This is a genomic window from Halorubrum sp. AS12 (assembly GCF_051122765.1).
Taxonomy (GTDB): domain Archaea; phylum Halobacteriota; class Halobacteria; order Halobacteriales; family Haloferacaceae; genus Halorubrum; species Halorubrum trapanicum.
Map to the genome: position 1 here is coordinate 457,478 of NZ_CP185385.1, position 24,267 is coordinate 481,744.

Genomic DNA, 24,267 nt, shown 5'->3' on the forward strand with positions numbered 1-24,267 from the left:
ACTGCGCGGACGCGGGCGGTAAGGGTTGCGTTCGGCGGTGACGGGCCCCCAGCCGGGCGCTCGGACGCGACCGTTCGCGGCGGCCTACAGCCCCGTCGGGTGCGAGACGTACGTCGTCTCCAGCCCCCACTCGCTCGACAGCGACTCCAGCGCGCGGACGCCGAACGTCTCCGTGGCGTAGTGGCCGGCGAGGAACACCGTGAGACCGGCCTCCCGAGCCTCGTGGTAGACCTTCCCTTTCCCCTCGCCGGTGATCAGCGCGTCCGCGTCGGCCGCGACCGTCTCGTCGAGCCAGTCGACGCCGGAGCCGGTGACGACCGCGACGCGCTCGATCTCCTCGGGTCCGAAGTCGAGCACCTCGGTCGGCGACGCCTCGCCGTCGGGCTGCCCGTCGAACCCGTCGAGCGTCTCGCGGATCGCCGCCGCCGACCGCGGCGCCGCCGTCTCGCCGACCGTTCCGATCGTCACCGGCCCGATCTCGCCGAACGGCTCCCGCCCTGAAAGGCCGACGGCGTCGGCGACGCCGGCGGCGTTGCCCAGCTCCGAGTGGCCGTCGAGCGGGAGATGGGAGACGTACAGCGCGATGTCGTTCTCGACCAAGGCCGCGATCCGGTCGTGCGTGCGCCCCGTCACGCGCTCGATGCCGCCCCGCAGATCCCGTGATGGACGACGAGGACGTCTCCACCCGCGTCCGCCGCGGTCTCGATCGTCGCCTGCGCGGCGTCGACCGCGAACGCGACGCGTTCAATTTCGCCGTCGTCCGGACCGACCTGTAGCCCGTTCGCGCTCGCGTCGACGTCGGCGTACGCGGCCGTGTCGAGTTCGTCGTCGAGTCGGTCGACGTACTCGGAGAGCTTCATACCGGACCGTGGACCGGGCGGGGAATAAAGCGCGGCGGTCCGTCGGGATCAAATCGAGTCGCAGATGCGGTTGATCTGTAACTCCACCGATGACCGTTTATAAATGAATCGCGGTGCGGCGGCGCGTGCCGACGAGCGGCCGCAGGCCGCGAGTCGCACGCGCGAGGGAGTCAGTCGCCGGAGCGAAGCGGAGGCGACTGACGAGGCTGGGGAGGCGTGAGGCTGCGGTGCTGTGCGGAGCGGGGTGGGACTCAAAGGGGCAGCCGGGAGGCCGGCGCAGGCGACGCAAGCACCGCAGGAACGAGCGGAGCGAGTGACGAGGAGCGCAGCGAGCGTGCGCCGGCCTCCCGGCTGGGGCTTTGGAGGTTTTCTCCGTCGATCCGCCAGCAGCTATTTATAAACAAGCGACTGGGGCATCGGAACCGTTCATCGCAGATCCGCTGTCAACCCCTTATAAACGAACTCAGTCGTCAAGCTCCTCAGCCACGGAGTCCGGGGCCGCGTCGGGACCGCCGGCCGCGGCGTCAGTAATATCCGCCTCCTCCGGTCCCTCGGCCTCTGACGTGAACTCGGGGTCGAACAGGCGGAGCGCGGTCCGGATCGTCTCCCAGTCGTCCTCGCCGGCGGCGTCCCGGAGCGAGCGCGTCGGCGCCGCGAGCAGCTGGCCGACCAGCGCGTCCGCCAGGTCCGCGACCGTCTCGCGCTGCTCGTCTGTCAGGCCGCCCTGCGCCTCCAGCTTCGACATCGCGCGGTCGAGCTCGCGCGCCTTCACCTGGTCGGCGCCGGCGTACATCGACGAGATGGCGTCGTCCGCGCGCTTGCGCTTGTACGCCTCCAGGATGCGGTCCAGCTCCTCGTCGATGATCGCCTCGACGTCGCGGGCCTCCTGCGCGCGGCTCTCGCGGGTCCGGCGCGTGACGTCTTCGAGGTCGTCGATGTCGTAGACGGTGACGCCCTCGCGGGCGCCGGCGGCCGGGTCCACGTCGCGCGGCTGCGCGATGTCGATACAGACGACCCGCCCGGCGCCGTCGACGTACGACGGGTGAACGATCAGGTCCGGGCTGCCCGTCGCGGTGACGACGAGGTCGGCCTCGGGGATGACCGCGGGGAGGTCCGCGAGCGACACCGCCTCCGCGGGGGTGTCGACCTCCTCGACGACGAACTCCGCGTGCGGGACGGTGCGGTTCGCGACGACGATCTCCGAGACGGCGGTGTCGTCGAGCGTGCGGGCCGCGAGCGTCCCCATCTCGCCGGCGCCGACGACGACGGCGGTGCCGTCGGTCAGGTCGATCTCGCTCGCCGCCAGCCGGACCGCCGCGGAGCCGAGCGAGACGACGCCCTCGTTGATCTCGGTCTCCGTCCGGGCGCGCTCGCCGACGTGGAGCGCCTTCGTCACGGCGTCCTTGAGGACGGGACCGATCCCGCCGGCGGACTTCGACTCCTCGTAGGCCTCGCGCAGCTGGCCGATGATCTGGTCTTCGCCGAGCACGAGCGACTCCAGCCCGGACGCGACCCGCATCAGGTGTTCCAAGCTCTCCTCGTGGTCGAGGCGGCGGACCGCGCCGCCGCGCACGTCCGGCGCGAACGTCGACAGCGCCGTCGCCCCGTCGACGGTCCGGTCGGTGACGACGTACGCCTCCGAGCGGTTACACGTCTGTACCGCGAACGCCTCTTCGACCCCTTCGCGAGCGAGCAGGTCGGAGACGGTCGCACGGACGCCGTCGCCGCCGGCGGCCTCGATCTCGTCGACGGTCGCGTCGGCGTGGGCGACGCTCACGCCGGCGATCGCACCCGTCTCTCTCATCGATTGAGTACCTCCTCGATCACGGTGTCGGCCTCTTGCCGTCCGTTGGATCTCCCCTTTTGTAAACCCTTCCAAACCCCCCGGGATCTGACAACGCGCCGGACCGCTTCCCGGCGCTTCTCGGGGTCGATACCCGCCGATTTTAGCTCCTCGCGGATCTCGCCAGAGAGCGCCGCCATCTCGCCGGCGCCCTCGATCTCGGCTTCGATCCGCTCCCGCAGCGCCTTCGCGAGCGCGGGGCTGGTCCCCCCCGTCGAGAGCGCCACGGTCACCGGGTCGTCCTCGACTGTCGCCGGCACCACGATGCTTCCCGGATCGCGCCCGCCCGAGACGTCCGTCCGGTTGACCAAGATTCCCGATCGAGCGCGGCCGACTCCACGGCCGCGTTGACCGCGGCGTCGTCGGTCGCGGCGACCGCGAGCGCCGGGTCGAACCGGTCGATCCAGTCGCCCACGGCGTCGGCGTTCGGGGCGGCGCGTATCAGTTCGATCGCCGGCGCTTCGTTCCCGTCGCCGCCTCCGTTCCCGTCGCGTCCGTCCGCGAGCGAGCGCAGCCGCTCGTCGAACTCGGGGCTGACGACGACGATCCGGGCGGCCTCGTCGAACCCGCGGGCCTTCCGCGCACCCACTGAGCCGCCCCCGAAGACGACGACCGTCTCTCCTGCGAAGTCGTGGTACAGCGGCGTCACGGCGCACCTCCGGGGGTCCGGGTTCGGCGGGTCACGCCGTGTTGCTGTCCGCCCGGTCCGCGATGCGGATGCCGGTCTTCTTCAGGATGCGCGTCGAGAACAGGGTGTCCCAGTCGTCGGCGCCGACGTCCCAGTGCTCGTCCATCAGCTCGCGTACCTCCGCGATCCGGCGCTCGCTTTCCGCCTCCGTGCGGCCGTGCGTCATCGCGAAGAAGTTGTACTCCCAGACGCCCGCGTGCCGGGGGCGCTCGTAGCAGTGGGTGACGAAGTCCAGTTCCGCGACGGCGGGACCGACCTCGTCGAGGGCCTCCTCCGGCACATTCCAGACCGTCATCCCGTTCTCCGTGTAGCCGAGCGCGTAGTGGTTGGGAATGACGCCGACGCGGCGCACCTTCCCCTCCCGCTCGAACCGCTTCACCGTCTCGATCACCCAGTCGACGTCGGCGTCGAGGGCGGCCGCCACGTCGGCGTACGGCGTCTCCGTCACCGGCAGCCCGCCCTGGATCTCGACGACGAGGTCGCGCTCGTCGGGGGTGAGCGTCCCGCGGTCGCTGGGGGTCACCTCGGGACCGAGGTCCGACAGGTCCACGTCGCCGTCGGGGACCGGTCCGTCGACGAGGAACCTCGCGCCGACGTGGAATTCCCGGAGCTTCGGGAGGTTGTACGTCTCCTGACCCGTGGCCGCCTCGATCTCCGCGAGCACCTCCTCGACGCGGTCGCTCCCGTCCTTGTCCGGGTCCGGGTGGTCCGCGACGCTCACGACGAACCACATGTTGAGGTGCGGATGCTCCCGTTCGTAGTTGTGCGCGACCGCGGTGAACTCGTTGACCGTCTCCGCGATCTCCTCGTAGCGGTCCTCGGGCGCGTCGGATCGCCACGAGCGACGCGGCGCCGCCGATCTCCTCGGCGTTGACGAGCGCGCCGAACCGCGAGAGGATTCCCTCCTCGTCGAGTTCGCGGACGCGCTCGCACAGCTCCGGGCCCGTGACGTCGACGCCGCGCTCGCGGAGCGCGACCGCCGCCGCGTCGAAGGGGCGCTCCGCGACCGGGAAGCCGCCCTGGAACCCGTTGATGATCGCGCGGTCGAGCGCCGTCAGATCCGCGTCGACCTCCTGCATGAGTCGAGTTCGGAACCGAGCGAGAATAAGCGATCCGGCCTGACTCGGCGGTGTCGGACGAGCGGACCGGCGCGAGCCGCGTCGGTCGCCCCGGCTGCGCTACTCGTCGACGTCGCGGGCGATGTCCGCGAGCGACGACCGCGGCCCCCGGTTCGCGTCGTAGACGGTCCGCTCGCCCGGAATCCGAAGTCCGTACAGCTCGCCGGGAACCACCACGTCGAGGACGACGCTGTCGTCCGGCTCCCGGCCGTTCTCGTCGAGCCACTCGACGAGGCGGTTCGTCCCCTCGCCGCCCTCGCGGGCGAGCCGCCGGTTGTCGAACGCGCCACGGAGGAGCCGCCCCTTCGAGTCGCTCGCGACGCGCGCGTGGTACTCCTCGCGGTCGATCGCGACTCGAACGATATCGCCCGTGCCCAGTCCGAGTTCCTCACAGGTTCCGGACTCGACGCGCCCGTCGAGCGCGTCGTCGTCGGGGAGCCTGACGCAGGGGCGACGAGTGCCGCCGCTCCGGGCGAGCGAGACGCGGATCGAAGAAACGTCCTCGCCGTCGGAGGGGACGCGAGGCATCGGGGACCGTTACTCGTCGTCTTCGGCGTCGTCCCCGTCGCCCTCGCCGAACGCGGCCGCCACGTCGCCGTCGCCGTCGACGACGCTCGCGTTGATCTGCGCGACGTCGTCGTCGATCTCGCGGCCGCGGACGGTGATCCGCTTGCGCTCGCCCTCGCGGGACGGCTCGAAGCCGACGCCGCCTTCGAGGAGGAGCTCCTTCAGGCGGGTGCCGGAAACGTCCTCGCGCATCGGGCGCCCGGTCTCGTCGGAGCCGCCGGTGAGTTCGATCGTGTGCTCGGAGAGTCCGACGGCGTCGCCGCCGATCTCGTCGCCGAGTTCGCGACCGAGGAATCGGTTGGCGTCCTGTCCGTCGACCTCTCGCTGGAACGTCTCGCCGGTCTCGGGGTCGGCGACGACGATTTTGAATTCGGCCATGCGCGAACCCAGATGCCCGCGCATAAAAAGCACGTCGAAACGTCGGAACCGCGAGCCGCGCCGCGCTCAGGCGTCTTCCCCGTCGACGCGGACGATCTCGCGCTCGCCGTCGCCCCACGGTCCCTCGACGAACGCGGCCTCGACCGCGCGGGCGACGGCCTCCGGGTCGTCCGGACCGCCGGCGTCGGCGACGCTCCCGACCGACTCCGGGTCGAAGGGTACGTCGAGCGCGTCGTAGACGGGGTCGGTGACCGACGCGATCGGACCGGGGTCCCCCGCCGAGACGACAAGGACGCCGGCGACGAGCGCCGCGTCCGCGCGGACGCGCTGCGCGAGACCCGCGACCTTTCCGCCGGCTGAAGCGCTCTCGCCGTCCGCGCCGGTCCCGCCGACCGTCACGCCCGCCCCGCCCGCCTCACCACCGCCGCCCGCGACCCGCAGCGAGTGGTCGCCGGGACAGAAGGCGTCCGGCGGCTCTCCACGTACCACGTCCGCACCGAGGTCCCGGAGCGCGCCGCGGAGCGTCTCGGCCGCGACCTCGTACCGCGACCCGATCGACCCGCGTCCGTCGCCCGTCGGCACCGCGACGCCGACCGAGAGGGTCGAGCCGGTGTACGCGACCGCGCGGCCGCCGACGTCCCGCTCGACGGGCGGAAATCCCGCGTCGCGCGCCGCGCGCTTCGCCTCCGCGAATCCGGCCTCGCGGGCGTCGCGGCGGCCGAACGCGACCTGTCGCGGCGGCGCGGTGACGCGCACGGCCGGGACGCCCTCCGCGGCCGACGCGAGCAGGTCCGCGACGGGCGCGCGGTCGGCCGTGGGCGAGGAGAGATCCCCCTGTACACGCGCATGGATCGGATCCAGGTTGGGGGCGCACAAGCACTTTGCGCCGGTTGTGGCGGTCGCCGGTCGCGGTCTCCCGTCTCGCGCCGCGCTCGTCGGCGCGTGACACAACAGTTTTGTCGGCCCTGAAAGTGATACAGGTATCGATGAGCGACCTGGGCGCGCTGCCGGTCCGAGCGTACCTGACCGCCTGCCTCCTGGCGGGGGTCATCGGACTCTGGCTCGGCCGGGTCGCGTGGCGGGAACGCGACGAGCCGGGGGGATCGAGGTCGCGCTCTACCTGCTCTGCGGGGGCGGCGTCTCCCTCCTGTACGCCCTCCGGGTCGCGGCACCCGGCGAGACCGCGATGACGGTCGCGCTCAACCTAGCGACGCCGCTCCTCGGGGCGCTCCCCGTCCTCTGGATCTGCTTCGCGCTCGCGTTCACCGGGCACGACCGCTGGCGGACGGAGAATCGGATCGTCGCGCTCGCGACGCCCGCGTTCGTCTGGGTGCTACTCGCATGGTCGAGCGAGACCCACGGGCTGGCCCGGCGCTCGGTGACCCCCGTCGCCGACGGCCCGTTCACCCTGCTCGGGTACGGGCTCGGTCCCGCGAGCTGGGCGTTCGTCCTCTTCGCGTACGGCCTGTGCATCGCCGGCGCGCTCCTCGTCGTCGACCTCTACGAGCGAACCGGAAACCGCTACCGGCTCCAGACGTTCGTCGTGCTGCTCGGCACGCTGTTCCCGTTCCTGGCGAGCGTCGCCACGCTCGTCGACGTCGGGAGCTACGCGAACCTCTCGTGGCTGCCGACGGCGTTCGTGATTCACGGCGTGTTCCTGTACGGCACCGTCTTCTGGCTCGGCACGCTGGACGCCGCGGTCGTCGCGCGCGACACCGCCGTCGAGGTGATGCGAAGACCCGGTGATCGTCTCCGGCTCGGACGACCGGATCCGCGACCTCAACCCGGCCGCCGAGGCGCTCCTCCCGCCCGACGCGGTCGGCTCGTCGCTCTCGGAGGCCTTCCCGCGACTGGAGGACGGCTCCGAACACCCGATCATCATCGGCGACCGCCAGTTCGACATCCAGGAGAACCCGATAACCGACCCGCGCGGGACCGACCGCGGCCACGTGTTCCTGCTCCGCGACGTGACCGCGCGGGAACAGCGGCAGGCGGCGCTCGAACGGCGAGAGGCCGAACTCGAACGGCAGAACGAGCGGCTCGAGGAGTTCGCTGGTGTCGTCTCCCACGACCTGCGGAACCCCCTCGCCGCGGCGTCCGCGGCCGTCGAGCTGGCCCGCCAGCGCGGCGACGACCCGGACGGCGCCTTAGAGCGGGCCGCGAACGCCCACGATCGGATGGACGACATGATCGAGGGGCTGCTCGCGCTGGCGACGGCGGGGGAGACGGTCGACGACCTCGACCGCGTCTCGCTGGACGCGACGGTCAGGCGCGTCTGGTCCCGGCTCGAAACCGCGGACGCGACGCTGGCCGTCGACGGCGACGCGACCGCGTTGGCCGACCGCGACCGCCTCGAACAGCTGATCTCGAACCTGTTCCGCAACGCGATCGACCACGCGGGCGAGGACGTCGCCGTCACCGTCTCCATCGCGTCGGACGGCGAGGCGGTCTCGCTCGCGGTCGGCGACGACGGTCCCGGGATCCCGCCCGGGGAGCGCGGGCGCGTCACCGAGCGCGGCGTGTCGCTCGGCGGCGGCACCGGACTGGGGCTGGCGATCGTCGGCGACATCGTCGAGGCCCACGGCTGGACGCTCTCAGTCGCCGAGTCCGACGCCGGCGGCGCGCGCTTCGCCATCGAGGGGATGGAGGCGGCGGACGGGTGACCGGAACGCCGACCGGGGAGTCGGAGCCGCCGAGTGCGACGGTCTCGCTCCCCGCGGCCGTCGTCGAGCGGTACGAGAAGTTCTCGCGGTTCAACTCCCCGTACCCCGCCCACGACCGCGGCCGGGCGGTCGACCTCTACCCGGGCGACGGCGTCGGGCGCTCCCCGGTCGCCGGCGTCGTCCGCGAGGTCCGAACCGTCGGCTGTCCGGACCGCCCGTACGCGGCCGACGAGGACCACCTGATCGTCGTCGACCTCGCCGACGAGTGGTGCGCCCGCGCCGGCGCTCCCCCCGGCACCGTTGCGCGGCTCCTCCACGTGATCCCCGAGGTGTCTCCCGGCGACCGGGTGGCCGTCGGCGACGCGCTCGGCCCGACGACGCGCTCCGGCTTCTTCGGCCGGTGGGTCGACGACCACGTCCACCTCGGCTTCCGCCCGCCGGACGCGGATCCGCACAGGGCGAGCGGGTCGCTCCCGGTCGCCGTCGACGCCCCCGTCGAGCCGGTCGCGTGGGACGGGACCGGAACCGTCGTCGAGCGCGCCCCGGCGCACGTCGTCCTCGACGGGCCGCGGCGCGCGGACCCGGGTCGGTCCGAGTCCGGCCCGGCGTTCGCGGCGCTCGCGAGCGACGAGGGAGTCCCGCTCGACGGCGGGCTGACGCACTACGCGGGCGGCGGGACGTTCGGGGCGGTCGGTGAGTCCGCCGGGGCGGGCGACTCGCTGTCCCTCCTCGGGACCCGAATCGGAACCGCGGCCGGACACGGCGGGAAGGCGGGGTCGGAACCGGGCGCGCCGCGCGTCGAGTGGGCGCCCGTCGACGTCCTCGCGAACGGCGAGCGCGTCGTTGGGCTGTCGCTGTTCGCGGCGCGCGCCGACCGGGTCGGCGTCAAGGTCGTCTGCCCGGACAGCGAGTTCGACATCGGGGAGTCGGTGACGGTCGCGGTTGTCTCCAGCGACGACCCGATCCGGCTCGGCGTCGGGTGATCGAGACCGTCAATCGATCGCCGGTTGTCTCGCGTTTGCGGGGGCTACAAGCCGTCTCGGGATATCTCCGAGATATGGACCGCACGGAGATCGCCGAGATGGATCCGCTCCCGTCGGCCGCGACGGCGTACGTCGAGGAGAAGCTGGAGGACGAACACGGCTACCTCTCGTGGCTGAACACGTCGGTCGAGACGATCGAGCGCGGGCGCGTCGTCCTCTCGATCCCCTTCGACGACAAGCTCACGAACGCGGACGGGCGGACGATCCACGGCGGCGTCGCGGCGACGCTGATCGACACGGCGGGCGGCGTCGCCCAGCGCACGACGTTCGAGGACCCGCTCGCCGGCGGCGTGGCGACCGTGAACCTCAACGCGAACTACCTCCGGCCCGCGGACGGCGACCTCCGCGCAGAGGCCGAGGTGGTGCGGGCCGGCGGCTCGATCGGGGTCAGCGAGATGACCGTCACCACGGCCGGAAACGGGGGCGAAGCGGCCGAGGGGGACGGCGAGACCGAGGAAGATCGCTCCGAGGTCGTCGTCGGTCAGGGTTCGTTCCGACTGTTCCGCGAGTAGCCCGGCAGGTCGGCGAGGATCGCGTCGAGGTCGGGCCGGCCGTCGGACGCGCTATCGGCCGCGCCCGCCTCCTCGGCGTCGATGTCGGCGTCGGCGCCACCGCCGAGTTCCGCCGCCAGCGCCGCGACCGGCCTGCGGTCGACGCGGTCGGAAGCGGCCCGGACGACGACCGACTGCTCACCGAGCGGGACGAACCCGCAGCCGATCCGGTCCGCCGTCTCGCGGAGACCGAGTCCCGCGTCCGCGTCGCCGGCGACGACGGCGCGGATCGGGCTCTCGAACGCCTTCGCGGTTCGTTCGTAGCCGTCGATCCGCTCCGCGAGCGCGCGGCGGTCGGCGTCGCGCTCGCCCGCGAGGTCGTCGAGCGCCGCGTCGAGGCTCCGGCGGAGTCCCGAGACGGTCGGGCGGTTCCGGAAGCGGAGGTCGCGGTCGACGAGGTCCGCGAGCCCGCCCACTCCCTCCGGGTTCCCGTCGGGCACGACGAGTCCCCACTCGCGGCTCCAACCGCCGAGTTCCGCGGCGTCGACGTCGCGGTCGGTCGGTCCCGCGGTCACGGCGACGTCGGGGACGCCGTCGCGGAGGCGCCGGAGTCCCTCCCGAGATCCGACGTCGAGGTACCGGGGGTTCGCGAGCCGGTCGAGCAGGCGGTTGAGCGCGGGGTCGTCCTCGCCGACGCCGAGCAGCGTCGGCGGGCGCACGTCGGGCGAGAACAGGTCGACGGAGACCGATTCGCCGACATCGAGGTACTCCGTGTCCGGGTCGACCGCGACGACCCCGTCCGCCTCGACGAGGCTCGTCGTCGCGCCCGACCCCTTGTCGACCGGGTAGACGAGCGGGCGGTCGTCACCCCCCTCCGTCGCGGCCTCGTCGAGGTCGAGTAGGCCGACCGGCATCAGGCGCAGGCGGCCCTCGCCGTAGCGCTCGCCGACGCCCATCCGCCCCTCGACGGTCGCCGTCGCCGGCTCCGGCTGGCCGGCGGCCTCGCGGATCGCGGGCGCGACGAACGTCCGGAAGATGGTGAGCGCGGACACCGGGTAGCCGGGGAGTCCGATGTACGCCGACTCGCCGGCGCGATCGCCTCCTGTCGCGTCGTTTCCCCCGCGATCCAGCCGCCCGACGAGCATCGGCTTGCCGGGCTTGACGGCGACGCCGTGGAGGAGCAGCTCGCCGCGCGCCTCGATCACGCGGTAGATCACGTCGACCGCGCTCGCCGAGGTCGACCCCGAGGAGAGCACGAGATCGCACTCGTCTGCCGCCCGGCGGAGCAGCCGCTCCATCTCGTCGTAGTCGTCGCCGGCGTGGGGGTAGAGGACGGGTTCGCCGCCCGCCTCCTCGACGCCCGCGGCGATCGTCGTCGAGTTCACGTCGTAGATCTCGCCGCGCTCGGGGTCGAGCTCCTCGCCCGGCCGCACGAGTTCGTCGCCGGTGGAGACGACCCCGACCCGCGGGCGTCCCTGGACCGGGACCTCGTCGACGCCGAGCGCCGACAGCAGGCCGATCTCGCGGGGCGTCAGCCGCGTTCCGGGACCGAGCGCGCGGGCGCCGGCGGCGATGTCGGTCCCGGCGGTCATCACGTGGTCGCCGGGCGCGACCGAGGTGCGGACCGCGATCCGTGAGGACTCAGAATCGCCCGCGCCGATCTCGTCCGTCCGCTCGACCATCACGACCGCGTCCGCGCCGTCGGGCATCACCGCGCCTGTCGATATCTCCGCGCAGGTCCCGGGTTCGACCGCGACGTCTGGCGCCGCGCCCGCGTGGACCGCGCCGACGAGGTCGAGTTCGGCGGGGTCGGCCTCGTCGGCGCCGAAGGTGTCGCGCGCGCGGACAGCGTACCCGTCCATCGAGGCGCGGTCGAAGCCGGGCACGTCGATGGCGGCGTCGACCCGCTCGGCGAGGACGCGGCCGCGCGCCTCCCGCAGCGGGACCGTTTCCGGCGCCGGCGAGAGGTCGAGCGACGCGATCGCCTCGTGGGCGGCCGCGGGCGTCGCGAGGTCGCGGAACTCCTTGCGGTCGCTCACGGCGTCACCTCCCACAGCTCCACGTCGACGGTCTCGCCCGCGTCGAGTCCCTCCCGCGGCTCGGGGACGACGACCCAGCCGTCTGCGAGCGCGACGCTGGAGAGGATCCCGGAGCCGCTCGCGCGGGTCGGCGTCGCGGTCGGGAGCGCGTCGACTCCCTCCTCGGACGACGCCCCGTCGCCGTCCGGGTCCGAGAGCGTCACCCGCGCGAACGTCCGCACGCCGGGTTCGCTCGCGACCTTCCGAGCGAGCGTCGCGCGCCGCCTCGGGAACGGCTCAGCGTCGGTGCCGCCCGCCCGTTTCGTCGCGGGCCGGAGGAACTGCGCCGCGTTGACGATCAGCGCGACCGGGTACCCCGGCAGCGAGACGATCGGCGTCCCCTCGGCGCGGCCGAGACACACCGGGTGGCCGGGCTTCAGCGCGACGCCGTGGACGAGCACCTCCCCGAGTTCGTCGACGACCTCGGGGATAAGGTCCCGCTCGCCGACCGAGGAGCCGCCGGTGGTGACGACCACGTCGGCGTCGAGGTCGGCCGCGACCGCCTCCCGCAGCGCGTCCGGGTCGTCGGTGACGACGTCGCGGTAGCGCGCCGCGCCGCCCCAGCGCTCGACGAGCCGCGAGACGGTGAGTCCGTTCGTCTCGATCACCTCGCCGGGACCGGGGTCGGACTCGACCAGCTCCTCGCCGGTCGGGATAACGGCCACCTCGGGCGGCTCTCTGACCCGGACCTGATCGAGACCGACCGAGCGCAGGAGACCGAGGTCGGAGGGCCGCAGGACGTGGCCCGGCTCGAAGCAGCGCTGGCCGTCGGCGACGTCCTCGCCAGCCTCGCCGACGTTCTCGCCGTCCGCGACCGCGTCGAACACCTCCACCTCGTCGCCGACCGCCTCGACCCGCTCGATCATCACGACCGCGTCCGCTCCCTCGGGCACCGCGCTTCCGGTGTGGACGCGGGCCGCCTCGCCGGGCGCGATCGCGTCGGTCTCAGCGGGCTTAGCGGTCAGAACGGCGGGCGAGCGGTCGCCGGCACCGAAGGTGTCGCTCGCGCGGACCGCGTACCCGTCCATCGCGGCCCGATCGTATCCCGGCACCGGCGCCGGCGCGTCGATCGGTTCGGCGACGACCCGGCCGTCGGCCGCCTCGACCGGGACGGTCTCCGTCCGGTCGTGCGGCGTGACGGCGTCGAGCAGCGCCGCCCTCGCGTCCGCGACCCGGGTCCGCCGCTTGAATCCGGACTCGCGTCTGTCGTGACTCATGGGGGTGAATTTCGCGTCCGCGGGCAAAAAGCCCGGACCTTCGCGGGGCGCGGTCCCCGGCGGAGTCCGGCGGTGATCGGAACGTGCCGCGGCGCCACACATCGGTCGCGACCCGTGTGCGTTCAACTGTTGGATCGCTGTCTTCCGGAACGCCGCGGGACTGGTCCTTTAGGGAACGACCAGCACCCGCAGATCGTTCAGGTTCGTCCCGGTCGCGCCCGTCCGCACGAGGGCGTCGCGGGCGTCGAGATACGGATACACGTCGTTGTCGGCGAGCGCCTCGCGGGCCGCGTCTGGATCCGTGACGGTCGCTCCGTCGACCAGCGCGCCCGCCGCGTCGGTCGCGCCGTCGATCCCGTCGGTGTCGACGGCGGCCACTGCGATCTCCCCCGAACGCCGGCGTCCGGACCGTCGCCGCGGAGGTCGAGCGCCGCGCTCGTCGCGAACTCCTGATTCGGACCGCCGGTCCCGTCGCCGTGGACCGTCACCGTCGTCTCGCCGCCGGAGAGCAGCACCGCGGGCGGCGAGACCGGCGTCCCGGTCGCCCGGACCTCCTCAGCGACGGCGACGTGCGTCGTGGCCGCCTCCCGGGACTCGCCGCGGACCCGCGAGGAGAGCACCAGCGTCTCGTAGCCGCGTTCGGCCGCCGCCGACCGGGCCGCCCGGAGGACTGCCATCCCGTCGGCGACGACGTGGGTCGAGACGGCGTCGAACGCGGGGTCGCCGGGAGCGGGAGTCTCGTCGATTTCGCCGGCCGCCCCGCGTTCGAGACGGGTCCGGACGGCGTCCGGCGCGTCGATCCCGTACCGTTCGAGCACCGCGAGCGCGTCCGCAAACGTCGATTCGTCGGGGACCAGGGGTCCGCTCGCGATGGCGCTCAGGTCGTTGCCGACGACGTCGCTGAGGACCAGCGAGACGACCGTCGCGGGCGCGGCGCGGCGGGCGAGCCGACCGCCCTTCAACGCCGAGAGGTGTTTGCGGACCGCGTTGATCTCGTGGATGTCCGCCCCGCTCTCGAGCAGGGCGTCGGTCGTGTCCCGAAGGGCGGCCAGCGAGACGCGCCCCGCGGGCGCGGCCATGAGCGCGCTCCCGCCGCCCGTTATCGCCGCCAAGACGAACGTGTCAGCGTCCGCGGCGTCGGCCGCGGAGAGCAGCTCTCGAGTCCCGTCAGCCCCGCGCTCGCTCGGCATCGGGTGGTCCCCCTCGCGGACCGTCACGCGTTCCGTGGCTGTGAGGTCGTCCGTGACGACAACGCCGCGGTCGATCCGGTCGCCGAGCTCGCGTTCGAGCGCGGCGGCGACGTGCGCCGCGGCGTTCCCCCCGCCGAGGACGACGACCTCCTCGTACTCGCTGAGGTCGTAGGTCGCGTCCGCGATCCGGAGGTCCGTCCCGTCGAGCGCGACGGCCTCCCGGACGACCGTCCTCGGGTGGCCGGCCTCGATGCCGGCCTCGACACATTCGAGCGCGGTCTCTCGGGCCTCGCTCGACGCGAGGCGGTCGGACCCCTCGATCATGCGTCCGTGCCCCCCGCGGCCGCGCCGCCAGCGTGGGTGCCCGCGGTCAGACCGGACCGCGGCGTCCGCGCGTCGGTCCGTTCGGCCGCCCCGCCGCCGTCCGCCCGAGTTCGCCGCCCGAACCCGGAGGCAGGTCTGTCGTGGCTCATGCTCGGACGTTTCGAGACCGCAGGAAAAAACCCTCTCTCGTTCGCGGCCGCCGGCGCTCCCGGGTCCCGGACCGCCTCTCGACTCGTCCCGTCAGGCGAACCACGAGAGGAGCCGCCGGGTGCGGTGGGCCGACTGGAGGGCGGCGACCTTCGCGGCCACCGCCCCATCGACCGCGGTCCGCTTGGTGGCTCGAACGCCCCGGACCGCGCCGGTCCGGGCGTAGTACGCCGACCGGCGCCCGGCGGCGCCGACGTAGTGTTTCGCCGCCATCCGGATCGGCGCGCCCCGGCCGTCGACGGTCGTCGTGCCGCGACGGATCGCCGTCAGCACGTCGTCCGCGGTGACCTCGTCCGGCGACTCCCGGCCCTCGATCCCCAGCTCGGTGAACGCCCGACCGACGTACTGGAGGTGGTGGGCGTCGCTGGCGGCAATTCCGGGGTAGCCGTGTTCGGCCGCGAACCGCCGCGCGCGACGGTTTCGGTACCCCGTGAACAGCCAGGCGTTGAACACCTCGATCGCGTCGACCTCGTCGACCGCGCCGGACGTCTCGACGCCGCCGGTCTCGGCGACCGGATCGGCGCGGTCGGAGCCTCGGTCCGGTTTCCGGGTCCCGTCGGCGGTCTCGTCGGCCGAGCCGGGCGTCGGGATGTTGCGCTGGCGGACGCCGTGGCGCGAGCGCTGGAAGGGGTGGGGGACGACCGCGACGCCGCCCTGCTCGTGGATCTTCCGAACCGTCTCCGCGTACGGGCGGCCGCGCGGCGGCATCCGGTCGACGCCGATCGCGAGCAGGTGGCCGTGCGCGGTCGACACCTCCACGCCGGGAATGCCGATCAGCCCGTACTCCGAGGCGATTTCCGCGGCGCGTTTCGACTCCCGGATCACGTCGTGGTCGGTGATGACGACCGCGTCGAGTCCAATCTCGGCCGCGTGTTCGAGAATCAGCTCGACCGGCTCGTGGCCGTCGTAGCTCCCTTCGGAGTGGACGTGCGGGTCGATACTGACGGTGACGCGGGACACGCTCGGACTACGCGGCGGGAACTATATAAATGGGCGAGCGACGGCCGTCGGCGTGATGGAATCGCGAGCGTTTATAAATGAACACGGTGCGGTGGCGTCGCCGGCGGCTCTGCCGCCGGCTGTAAGAGGCGCGTCGCGCCTCCCTGCGTGCCGGTGAGCGCCACACCGCGGGGCGAACAGCGAGGGACCTTCGGTCCCTCTGGCAGCCGGACGTAGTCCGGCGACCGCACGCGCGAGGGAGTCGCGGCCGCTTAAAAGCGGCCGCGACGAGGCTGGGGAGGTGTGAGGTGCGTTCCCGCGAACGGAGCGAGCGGGAGCACGGAAGTCGCTGCCCGCGCAGCGAAGCGAGCAGGAACAGGGCGAGACCGGAGGTCTCGCTTGCTCACGCGATGGAACTTGCTTGGCCATTTAGCCGACCACTCGGTGGGATTTTATGTCAGTCATTTCATTAGAAACTATATGAATGAACTAACTGCGAAGCAAGATATCGAGTTCAAACAAACCCCTGAACGTAAACTTCTTGCAAACATGTTTCTACCAGCTGACGATGAGTGGAGACAGACAGTCCTCATCTGTGTTCATGGCGGCGTTTGGAATCGTGGCGACCGGTCGTTCTTCGACGACCGGTGCCGTGCCCTTGCCGAGCGGGGGTTTCCCGCATTGACGATTGATTATCGGCTATCCGGTGAGGCGACGTATCCCGCCGCCCTATTGGACGTCAAAAGTGCAGTCCGATGGGTTCGGTCCGAGAAGCCGTTTGGAACCATACCACGTCAAATAGTGCTTTGTGGTCACTCAGCTGGTGCCCATCTCGCTGCGTTAACGGCGACAACTGCGACGAGCGAGTCGACACCCGATGACGAATACGAAGACGCTGCAACGACAGTCGATGGGCTCGTCTGCTTCGATGGCCCCTATGACCTACTCGGTGCGAAGAAAGACGGTGAAACGGCAGACTTCATGGGCGGATCACCGACCGAGATTCCCGAGCGATACCGTGAGGCGTCCCCCCGAGAGCGCGTCACGTCTGCACATCCGCCGGCGCTGCTGTATCTCGCGGAGGACGATGAGTGGCTCACAATGCGTGAAACACGGGCATACCGTGACGTACTCAATATTGCTGGTGTGGATGTCGAATTACACACGCCACCGGGCGACCACTTCTTTTTCACCGAGAAGCCATGGTTTGAGCGAACGGTGAACCAAACTGTGACATTCATCGAACAACTCCAGTCTCGGTAAATCCGCAGCTTCATTGGCCGGCTGTTTCAGGCGAGAATATATCTGAAGAATAGGATTTCAACAGAGCGGCTCTGTTGAAATCCTCAGCAAGTGATATATTCAGGCCCCGTTTCGGTCAATACAGACGATACACTGCCGAAACTTTTCGCTCAAATGCCGAGGCTTTCTTTGATTGCCGAGTCGATTTTTACCATATCTGATGACGGGACAGATCCAATGTTCTTTTTCACACGTTCGTCGATGTCGACAACCCGGATTTGACTGAGATCTGCCACTGAATCGTGATCGAGGGCAGTATCCGAAGCCAGTACTTCCACCTCGAACGGGTACGTGTTTCCAGACGTGTACTGCGTTGTGAACGGAGCGATGATGGTTGTCGGTGAGTACTGATTCCCAACATCGTTCTGGATGACAACACAAGGCCGGCTCTTTCCTTGCTGCTCACTCCCTTTCGTGGGATTCAGTTCAACGATGACAATGTCGCCGCGGCGTACCTGCACACTTGACTCCAGAATTCACTCGCTCCAGCCGGGTGCGTCACCGAGATGCCCGGTTGCTTCTGCGGATGCTTCTTCCATTTCTTCAGCCAACTCACGAGACCGCTCGGCCCTCTTTCGATATCCTTCAGCAAGCCGTTCTTCATCTGTCGGCGGTTTGATTATGATCTCGTTATTCACTTCGACGAATTCAACTTCGTCACCGCCTTTGATGCCACGACGGTCCCGCAGTTCCTTCGGAATCGTCACCTGCCCCCGATCTCCGACTTTCCGTTTGTGTTCGGGCATACCTATTCATACTTTGTTCATACTGATATAGATGTCGGTGGGATGGTCATTCAATTCGCAACTCTCATCGACCAGACGTTTCAGGCGAGAATCTGTCTGAAGAAGAGGATTTCGACAGAGCCGTCTTCTTATAAATAATACCGAACACAGTGAGCCTGATTCAGCCGAACAACCCCTTGATCTTGTCGACGACCGAGCCGTCCTCGTCGTCCGCCTCGGCCTCCTTCCGCTGCTGTTCGCGCAGTTCGCGGAGCTTCGCGGCCTGGTCGTCGGTCCCTTGCCCGCTGTCGGTCTTCGTCTCGCCGCCCTGGAGACCCTGTAGCTCGGAGACGGCGTCGTTGACCGTGCCGGAGGTCGTTCGCGTCTCGGTCGCGGACCCCGCGAGCTTCTCGGTGTCGACGTCGGCGTCGTCGACCGCGCTCGTGTTCAGCTCCAGCCGGCGCGTCTCGGATCGCTCGACGCCGCCCCACGTCAGCTCCGCGTCCTCCAGCTCGCGTTCGATGTCGGCGCGGACCGACTCCTCGGTGACTTCCTCGCCGCCGCCCGCCGCTCCCGCGCCCGCCTCGCCGCCGGCACCCGCGGCGGCGCCGCCTCCGGCGCCCGCACCGCTCGCGACCGCCCCGCCCGTCGCGCGCTCGACGCGGTGCGCGACCAAGGCGCCGCCCGTCGCGCCGATGACCGCCACCAGCCCGACGCTGTAGACGGCGACGACCTGCGCGCTGTAGTCAGGGTTGACGACGACGTTCCAGTTGTGCGGGTACGCCCAGGTGAACACGCCGACCCCGGCGAGCGTGACCGCGACCCCGGCGCTCGCGAGGTACAGCATCCGGCGGTCGACCGGCAGGAGGACGACGATACCGAAGAGCAGCGCGGGGAGACCGACCGCGCCCGCGACGGCCGCGACCTCGCGGACCGCGTACGTCGAGAGCGCGGTCGGGTCGAGCGTCGCGCTGTAGAGGAACACGACGACCCCGATCACTCCGAGCGCGATACCGGCGAAGAACAGCCCGAACCCGGCGTACACGTCAATCGTTCGGTCCGGGTCACCGACGTACCGCCGGTAGTACTCCATGAGGACGTTCTCGGCGTCCGCTTCGCTCATGTCCGAACGTTTCCGCCGAGTGTAATGACTGTTACCCCGAGCGGTGGCGACCGGAGCGGGACCTCGCCGACCCCCCGGCCGCCGCGTCCCCCACCCGACCCGTGCGTTTTTCACGGCGGGCGACGACATTCGACGCGAGAATCCGTGTCGCCCGAGTGCCCCCGCTGCGGCGGCGACCTGTCGACGCTCTCGCTTGGCGCCGCCACCGCCGTCGCCTGCGACGACTGCGGCTACGCCGACGTCGAGGCCGACCACTCCGGGGAACCGGAGTTCGCCGAGAGCTGGGCGGACGCGCTCGCGCGCTTCGAGGAGAACCAGTAACCGCCCTATCGGACCCACACCATGCCCACGCTCGACATCACCGACGACCACGCGGACCGGATCGAAGCGCTCCGCGAGGAGCTGGCCGCGGCCCACGCCGGCCCGTACGCCTCAGTCGACCGCGAGGACGCGCTCGCGTACCTGCTCGACCTCGCCGACGCCGTCGACGACCCCGACCGCCTCGCGGCGCCGCCGCTCGGCGAGGATGCGGACGGAGACGAGGAGGCGGGCGAGGATGCGGGCGGTACCGAACCCGACGCGCCCTTCGACCGCGACCGCGCCCGAGAACTGCTGGCGGCGCGGAACCGACGACACGGCGACCCCGAGCCGGACGACCCGATGGATCTGTCCGACATCGGCGCCGCCTTCGAGATCACGGGACGCAGCGAAATGACGAAGCCCGAACTCGTCGACGCGATCCTCGACGCGGCCGAGACCCTCGCCGCCGACCCGTTCGCGCGTGTCGACATCGACCCCGACGACGACGAGACTGACGACGGCGACGACGCCGGAGTCGACCGCGACGGGGTCGACGCCGACGAAACCGAGTCGGCCGACGCGAGCGACAACGACACGAACGACGCCGACGCAGGCGACAACGCGAGCGACGACAGCAACGACGGCGGCGCCAGCCAGCTGGACGCGATGATGAGCCTCCTCGACACCCACGGGGACAAGTGGCGCGAGGCCGACGGCGACGCGCGCTACGAGGTCGACCTGCCGGACGGGAGCGTCGAGACCGCCCGAACCAAAGACGACGTGCGCGCGCTGCTGTTCAAGAACTACTGACGACGACACCACCGACCAATGGGATTCATCGACGCGGTCCGCGCGTGGCTCTTCGGCGCGGACGACGAGGCGGACGACGCGGCCGAATCGGGCGATGAAACGGAATCGAGCGGTAGCGACGCGGGCGACGCCGACGAACCCGACGGACTCGACCCCGCGGCCGCGACCGAGACGCGGACCGCAGCCGCCACCGACGACGCGGTCGACGCCCTCCGCGACGTTCGGGGGTCCGGACCCCCCGCCGACGAGAAGGGTGAGGGGAGCGAAACCGAGACCGGCGGCGACCGCGAGCGACCGCCCGACGACGACCGCAGGAAGCGTTAGGTGGCCGCGGCGGGACGTGCCCGTATGGCCGACGAGAACGCGCTCGGCGACCCGGCCGCGGCCGACCTCCCGCCGGACGCGACCGACCGCGAGTACGTGGATCGAGCGATCGAGCTGGCCGAAGCCGCCGTCGCGGCCGGTGACACCCCGTTCGGCGCGCTGCTCGTCGTCGACGGCGAGGTCGTCCGCGAGGCCCGAAACGAGACCCGGACCGGCGACGACGTCGCCGCCCACCCGGAGCTGACGCTCGCGCGGTGGGCCGCGCGCGAACTCGACGCCGACGAGCCGGCGGCGTGTGCGATGTACGCCAGCACGGAGCCGTGCCCCATGTGCGCGACCGCGATCCACTACGCGGGGATCGATCGGGTCGTCTTCGGCGTCGACGGCGAGACGCTGGCCGAACTCTCGGGCGGCGTGGTGCCGATCCCCTGCGAAGAGGTCATCCGGCGCGCCGAGGGCGAGACGACGGTCGAGGGACCGATCGCCGCCGACGCCGCGACGAGCGTCCACAAGTCCTTCTTCGGCGAGCCGTGACGACGGAATCGAACTCCGGGGACGGGGACGACGCCGCGAGGACGGAGGGAGCGGTCCGGACCGGCGGCTCCCCCGCGATCCTCTCGGTCGGCGCCGCGGCGATAGACGAGTGGTACGCGGTCAGCAACCTCCCGGAGCCGGACGGGGGCGCGTTCGCCCGCGAGGTCACGTCCGCGTTCGGGGGCGTCGGCGCGAACGTCGCGGTCGCGCTCGACCGCCTCGGCCGCGACCCGGGGCTGATCAGCCGCGTCGGCGACGACGAGTACGGGCGACGCGCGCTGGAGTACCTCGCCGAGACCGGCGTCGACGCGACCCACGTCGCGGTCGGCGACGACCCCCACACGCGGTCGCTGATCCTCCGCGACCCGGAGGGGGAGCGCGCCATCGTCACCGCGGGCGAGAGCTTCCGCGGACTCCGACTGGACGACGACGCGCTCGCCGCGATGGCCGACGCCGACGCGGTGTTCCTCACCGCCTACGCGCCGGATCGCGCCGCGAGACGAGTTCTCGACCGGGTCGAGTCGCTCCGGGAGGGTGCCGCTGAGAGTCCGGAGACGGACCCGCCCGCGCTCGTCTTCGACCTCTCCGGCCCGGTCGAGGAGCTGGTCGGACGCGGGACCGAGCCGGAAACGATCCACCGGTTCCTCGGCCGCGCCGACCTGTTCGTCGCGGACGGCGTCGCCGCCCCCGCGTTCTTCGGCTCGGCGGAATCGGCGGTCGAGCGGGTCGCGGCTGCGCAGACTCGGGCGACACACCCGCGGGGACACCGAGGACCGACGTGGCCCCGCGCCGTCCTCACCCACGGCGCGGACGGGATGACGGCGGTCGCCGGCGGCGAGGTCTCCCGGTTCGACGCGTTCGACGTCGAGACCGTCGACGCCACCGGCGCCGGCGACGCGTTCACCGCCGGGCTGATCGACCAGTGGATCGCGGGGGGATCGCCCGAGACCGCCGCGGAGCCGCTCGCCGACCGCGACGGCGTCGCTCCCGGCGTGCGGTTCGCGGCCGCGGTCGCCGCGATCAACTGTACCGCCCGGTTCACGCAGCCGGGGCTTCCGACCCGGAGCGAGGTCGAGTCGTTCCTCGCGGAGCGCGGGGACGGGCCGGCCGGGAGTCGGTGACCCGGATCGGACCCGTGAGCGTCACCGTACCGCGTCGGCGGCCGCGACGAGGTCGGCGACGCGGTCGGCGTCGACCGGCGCGGTCGTCTCGCCGCCGCGCTTGAGGGCGGTGCCGACGATGGCCCCGTCGGCGATACCGAGCAGGTCGGCGACCGTCTCTGGCGTGACGCCGCTGCCGACGAGGACGGGCGTGTCGAGTCCGTGTCGCTCGCGCTCGGCGACGACCGATTCGAGGGCGTCCGCGTCGACCGCCTCGCCGGTCCCGGAGCCGGAGGCGATGACGGCGTCGGCGAGGCCGCGCTCGGCGGTGTCCGCGAACGACTCGGCGGTGTAGCCCTCGGGGGTCAGCGGCGCCGAGTGTTTCACGTCGGTGTCGGCGAAGACGCCGACGTCGACGCCGAGGCGGTCGCGCAGGCGGAGCGTCTCGTGGGCGCGCCCCTGAACGATCCCCTGGTCCGTCACGCGGGCGCCGGTGTGGACGTTCACCCGAACGAACTCGGCGTCGACCGCGGCGGCGACCGAGAGGGCGGCCTCGGCGTCGTTCCGGAGGACGTTGATCCCGAGCGGGAGGCTGGTCTCGCCGGCGACCGCGGTCGCGGCGCGGGTCACGCCGGCGACAACGTGCGGCGGGACCTCGTCGGGGTAGAAGGGGGCGTCGCCGAAGTTCTCGATCACGATCCCGTCGACGCCGCCGCGGTCGAGCGCCCGCGCGTCGCTCGCGGCCCGGTCGACCGCCGCGCGCATCGCCTCGCTTCCGTCGTCCGGCGCTCGGGGAGCGCCCGGAAGCGGCGGGAGATGGACCATGCCGAGGAGCGGCCCGGCCGTGCCGAAGGTGGATTCGAACTCCATCGTCGGGACCGAGGGGTCGTGCCGACAAAAGCCTCCCCACAGCGTTTAGGGCGCCGACCGTCTGGGTCCGATCGAGATGGGAATCGACGCGACGGACCCCGGCGACGGCGACGTGACGCTCGTCTTCTCGCTCGGCGCCGCGCGCTCGCTCGCAGACCCAGCGGCTGCGTTCGCCGACGCGCGTCGGTGGAGCCGCCACGTCGGCATCGTCGCGAACGAGGGGGACCAAGTGGCGGCGTTCGTCCGCGACCACGGGATCGAGAACGACTACGCGCTCACGAACTGGGACAAGTGGGGTACGCTGGCGGACATCCGCGAGGAGAGCGCCGCGCCGCGGTGCGTGTTCGTCGGTACCACCCGCGCAGACGAGCGCGTCGCGACGGAGACCGGCTACGAGTTCCTGCGGGTCGACGAGGCCGCAGCGAAGGCCGGTTGGAAGCTATCCGACCCGGGCGCGACGGGACCGAACGGGGACGGTCGCGACGGCGACGGTCGCGGCGGCGACGACCGCGGATCCGGGCGCCTCGCTCGGCTTCGACGGGTAGTCCGCGACGCGGTCTCGCGGTTCCGGTGAGTCCCTGCTCCCCGCTCGTCAGGTCTCGCTCGTCGGCCGCGCCGGGCCCTCGCCCGCGGAAGGTACAAACCGCTCGTCGCCCAACACGGGGTATGTCCTTACCGCTCGCGGACGAGCCGGTCGAGCCGGCCGGCGACGACGCGGAGCCGCTCGACGACGACGAATACGCCGATTACTTCGACGAACTCGGTGACGCCTGGGAGGTGATCGACGACCACCACCTGGAGGCGAGCTACGAGTTCCCGGACTTCGAGACGGCGTTGGCGTTCACGAACGACGTCGGCGAACTCGCCGAGCAGGAGTGGCACCACCCCGACATTGCGCTGTCGTGGGGCGAGGTCGGGATCGAGATTTGGAGCCACGAGGTCGGCGGGCTGACGCGCGCCGACTTCGTGATGGCGGCGCGGATGGACCGCCTGTACGCCGACTACGAGGGGTGACCGGACGGCCTCAGACCGGACACATCAACGAACGAGTTTAAACCCCTCCCGGCGAAACGGAGGACAATGAGCGAGAACGTCTTCCTGGTCCCGATCGACCCGGAGAACTTCGACCGAACGGTCCGGTCCCCCGTCGATCTCACCGACTACCCGGACCGACCCGAACCCCTCGCGGACCTCGATGAGGCCCGCCTGTGGGCCGTCGACGACGACAGCGGCAACGGGTCGACGTTCGAGAAGATGAAGGCGGGCGACCTCCTGTTATTTTACGCGGACGACGAGTACGTCGCGACCGGGCGCATCGGCGAGACGTTCGAGGACGACGACCGGTGGGCGAGCGGGGCGTTCTGGACCGCCTTTCCGACCACCCGAGTGTACACGGTCACCGACTTCAACGCCGTCTCAGCGCCCAAGCGCGCCGTCAACCGCATCTTCGACTACTCGTCGTCGTACACGCCCGGGTTCATGCGCGTCGCCGACGGCCGGGTGAGCGCCGACCTCTCGTCGATCGAGTCCGCGCTGGAACACTACACGAAGCGGAACGCCTGAGCGCGGGCCG

At 71.4% G+C, this 24,267-nt stretch carries 22 protein-coding genes and 6 pseudogenes; 12 read left to right on the forward strand and 16 right to left on the reverse strand.

The annotated features are described in order from the left end of the window. Window positions 1-84: 84 nt before the first annotated feature. From ACODNG_RS02290 to ACODNG_RS02320, 7 genes and pseudogenes are all read right to left on the reverse strand, one after another. Window positions 85-860 (reverse strand): annotated as a pseudogene (locus ACODNG_RS02290) (Nif3-like dinuclear metal center hexameric protein). Window positions 861-1,323: 463 nt separating this feature from the next. Further along, entirely contained in the window at window positions 1,324-2,664 is a 1,341-nt protein-coding gene (hemA, locus tag ACODNG_RS02295; protein ID WP_434522270.1) for a glutamyl-tRNA reductase, read from the reverse strand. Continuing rightward, window positions 2,661-3,352, reverse strand: a pseudogene (locus ACODNG_RS02300) (precorrin-2 dehydrogenase/sirohydrochlorin ferrochelatase family protein). Before ACODNG_RS02300 ends, hemA begins: the two are co-directional and overlap by 4 nt. Before the next feature lie 31 nt (window positions 3,353-3,383). Further along, window positions 3,384-4,470, reverse strand: a pseudogene (ahbB, locus tag ACODNG_RS02305) (siroheme decarboxylase subunit beta). A gap of 99 nt (window positions 4,471-4,569) precedes the next feature. Then, window positions 4,570-5,037 (reverse strand): DUF7112 family protein, encoded by a 468-nt coding sequence (locus tag ACODNG_RS02310; protein ID WP_434522271.1) that lies wholly within the window; start codon window positions 5,035-5,037, stop codon window positions 4,570-4,572. A 9-nt stretch (window positions 5,038-5,046) separates the two neighbouring features. Next, window positions 5,047-5,454 carry a 30S ribosomal protein S6e gene (locus ACODNG_RS02315; RefSeq protein WP_434522272.1) on the reverse strand — a complete coding sequence of 136 codons (408 nt, stop codon included), beginning with the start codon at window positions 5,452-5,454 and terminating at the stop codon, window positions 5,047-5,049. Window positions 5,455-5,520: 66 nt separating this feature from the next. Continuing rightward, a pseudogene (locus ACODNG_RS02320) lies at window positions 5,521-6,302 on the reverse strand (lipoyl protein ligase domain-containing protein). 138 nt (window positions 6,303-6,440) lie between these two features. On the opposite strand from ACODNG_RS02320, the pseudogene ACODNG_RS02325 reads away from it, so the two are divergent. The 3 genes and pseudogenes from ACODNG_RS02325 to ACODNG_RS02335 all read left to right on the forward strand — a co-directional run bounded on the left by ACODNG_RS02325 (window position 6,441) and on the right by ACODNG_RS02335 (window position 9,672). After that, window positions 6,441-8,117, forward strand: a pseudogene (locus ACODNG_RS02325) (histidine kinase N-terminal 7TM domain-containing protein). After that, a complete protein-coding gene (locus tag ACODNG_RS02330) occupies window positions 8,114-9,100 on the forward strand; it encodes a hypothetical protein (RefSeq protein ID WP_434522273.1) in 987 nt (328 codons plus the stop codon). Before ACODNG_RS02325 ends, ACODNG_RS02330 begins: the two are co-directional and overlap by 4 nt. A 74-nt stretch (window positions 9,101-9,174) precedes the next feature. Further along, window positions 9,175-9,672 (forward strand): PaaI family thioesterase, encoded by a 498-nt coding sequence (locus ACODNG_RS02335; protein ID WP_434522274.1) that lies wholly within the window; start codon window positions 9,175-9,177, stop codon window positions 9,670-9,672. Here ACODNG_RS02335 and ACODNG_RS02340 read toward each other — a convergent pair. The 5 genes and pseudogenes from ACODNG_RS02340 to ACODNG_RS02360 form a co-directional block, all read right to left on the reverse strand. Then, complete coding sequence (locus ACODNG_RS02340; protein ID WP_434522275.1) at window positions 9,642-11,690, reverse strand: molybdopterin biosynthesis protein; 2,049 nt, start codon at window positions 11,688-11,690, stop codon at window positions 9,642-9,644. The genes ACODNG_RS02335 and ACODNG_RS02340 overlap by 31 nt on opposite strands. Then, complete coding sequence (locus ACODNG_RS02345) at window positions 11,687-12,946, reverse strand: molybdopterin molybdotransferase MoeA (protein WP_434522276.1); 1,260 nt, start codon at window positions 12,944-12,946, stop codon at window positions 11,687-11,689. The genes ACODNG_RS02340 and ACODNG_RS02345 overlap by 4 nt, the downstream gene beginning before the upstream one ends. 168 nt (window positions 12,947-13,114) lie before the next feature. Then, window positions 13,115-14,460, reverse strand: a pseudogene (locus tag ACODNG_RS02350) (glycerate kinase type-2 family protein). Further along, on the reverse strand, window positions 14,457-14,609 hold the full coding sequence (locus tag ACODNG_RS02355; protein ID WP_434522277.1) for a hypothetical protein: 153 nt from the start codon (window positions 14,607-14,609) through the stop codon (window positions 14,457-14,459). The pseudogene ACODNG_RS02350 and the gene ACODNG_RS02355 overlap by 4 nt, the downstream one beginning before the upstream one ends. Window positions 14,610-14,700: 91 nt before the next feature. Further along, window positions 14,701-15,627 carry a CehA/McbA family metallohydrolase gene (locus ACODNG_RS02360; protein WP_434522278.1) on the reverse strand — a complete coding sequence of 309 codons (927 nt, stop codon included), beginning with the start codon at window positions 15,625-15,627 and terminating at the stop codon, window positions 14,701-14,703. Window positions 15,628-16,086: 459 nt separating this feature from the next. Between ACODNG_RS02360 and ACODNG_RS02365 the strand changes: the two genes are divergently transcribed. Further along, window positions 16,087-16,869: an alpha/beta hydrolase gene (locus ACODNG_RS02365; RefSeq protein ID WP_434522279.1), complete on the forward strand. Its 783-nt coding sequence runs from the start codon at window positions 16,087-16,089 to the stop codon at window positions 16,867-16,869. A 149-nt stretch (window positions 16,870-17,018) separates the two neighbouring features. Here ACODNG_RS02365 and ACODNG_RS02370 read toward each other — a convergent pair whose 3' ends face one another. The 3 genes from ACODNG_RS02370 to ACODNG_RS02380 all read right to left on the reverse strand — a co-directional run bounded on the left by ACODNG_RS02370 (window position 17,019) and on the right by ACODNG_RS02380 (window position 18,756). Next, window positions 17,019-17,369 (reverse strand): type II toxin-antitoxin system PemK/MazF family toxin, encoded by a 351-nt coding sequence (locus ACODNG_RS02370; RefSeq protein ID WP_434522280.1) that lies wholly within the window; start codon window positions 17,367-17,369, stop codon window positions 17,019-17,021. A gap of 15 nt (window positions 17,370-17,384) precedes the next feature. Continuing rightward, window positions 17,385-17,654 (reverse strand): AbrB/MazE/SpoVT family DNA-binding domain-containing protein, encoded by a 270-nt coding sequence (locus ACODNG_RS02375; RefSeq protein WP_434522281.1) that lies wholly within the window; start codon window positions 17,652-17,654, stop codon window positions 17,385-17,387. Window positions 17,655-17,814: 160 nt separating this feature from the next. After that, window positions 17,815-18,756 carry a DUF7139 domain-containing protein gene (locus ACODNG_RS02380; protein WP_434522282.1) on the reverse strand — a complete coding sequence of 314 codons (942 nt, stop codon included), beginning with the start codon at window positions 18,754-18,756 and terminating at the stop codon, window positions 17,815-17,817. A 144-nt stretch (window positions 18,757-18,900) separates the two neighbouring features. On the opposite strand from ACODNG_RS02380, the gene ACODNG_RS02385 reads away from it, so the two are divergent. From ACODNG_RS02385 to ACODNG_RS02405, 5 genes are read left to right on the forward strand one after another with little or no spacing between them, the layout of a single operon-like run. After that, window positions 18,901-19,077 (forward strand): hypothetical protein, encoded by a 177-nt coding sequence (locus ACODNG_RS02385; protein WP_209543921.1) that lies wholly within the window; start codon window positions 18,901-18,903, stop codon window positions 19,075-19,077. A 21-nt stretch (window positions 19,078-19,098) separates the two neighbouring features. Then, entirely contained in the window at window positions 19,099-19,866 is a 768-nt protein-coding gene (locus ACODNG_RS02390; protein WP_434522283.1) for a hypothetical protein, read from the forward strand. 18 nt (window positions 19,867-19,884) lie between these two features. Further along, window positions 19,885-20,190: a hypothetical protein gene (locus ACODNG_RS02395; RefSeq protein ID WP_434522284.1), complete on the forward strand. Its 306-nt coding sequence runs from the start codon at window positions 19,885-19,887 to the stop codon at window positions 20,188-20,190. Window positions 20,191-20,214: 24 nt separating this feature from the next. Further along, the gene (locus tag ACODNG_RS02400; protein WP_434522285.1) at window positions 20,215-20,724 is read left to right on the forward strand and encodes a nucleoside deaminase; all 510 of its coding nucleotides are present in this window, start codon (window positions 20,215-20,217) and stop codon (window positions 20,722-20,724) included. Then, complete coding sequence (locus tag ACODNG_RS02405) at window positions 20,721-21,845, forward strand: carbohydrate kinase family protein (RefSeq protein WP_434522286.1); 1,125 nt, start codon at window positions 20,721-20,723, stop codon at window positions 21,843-21,845. Before ACODNG_RS02400 ends, ACODNG_RS02405 begins: the two co-directional genes overlap by 4 nt. A 21-nt stretch (window positions 21,846-21,866) precedes the next feature. On the opposite strand, the gene ACODNG_RS02410 is transcribed toward ACODNG_RS02405, so the two are convergent. Next, the gene (locus tag ACODNG_RS02410; protein WP_434522287.1) at window positions 21,867-22,694 is read right to left on the reverse strand and encodes a BtpA/SgcQ family protein; all 828 of its coding nucleotides are present in this window, start codon (window positions 22,692-22,694) and stop codon (window positions 21,867-21,869) included. A gap of 76 nt (window positions 22,695-22,770) precedes the next feature. Between ACODNG_RS02410 and ACODNG_RS02415 the strand changes: the two genes are divergently transcribed. The 3 genes from ACODNG_RS02415 (at window position 22,771) to ACODNG_RS02425 (ending at window position 24,257) form a co-directional block, all read left to right on the forward strand. Beyond that, window positions 22,771-23,268, forward strand: a complete 498-nt coding sequence (locus tag ACODNG_RS02415; protein WP_434522288.1) for a DUF7124 domain-containing protein — start codon at window positions 22,771-22,773, stop codon at window positions 23,266-23,268. Window positions 23,269-23,360: 92 nt separating this feature from the next. Beyond that, the gene (locus ACODNG_RS02420; RefSeq protein WP_434522289.1) at window positions 23,361-23,708 is read left to right on the forward strand and encodes a 4a-hydroxytetrahydrobiopterin dehydratase; all 348 of its coding nucleotides are present in this window, start codon (window positions 23,361-23,363) and stop codon (window positions 23,706-23,708) included. Window positions 23,709-23,774: 66 nt separating this feature from the next. After that, the gene (locus ACODNG_RS02425) at window positions 23,775-24,257 is read left to right on the forward strand and encodes a hypothetical protein (RefSeq protein WP_434522290.1); all 483 of its coding nucleotides are present in this window, start codon (window positions 23,775-23,777) and stop codon (window positions 24,255-24,257) included. The last annotated feature ends 10 nt before the right edge of the window (window positions 24,258-24,267 follow it).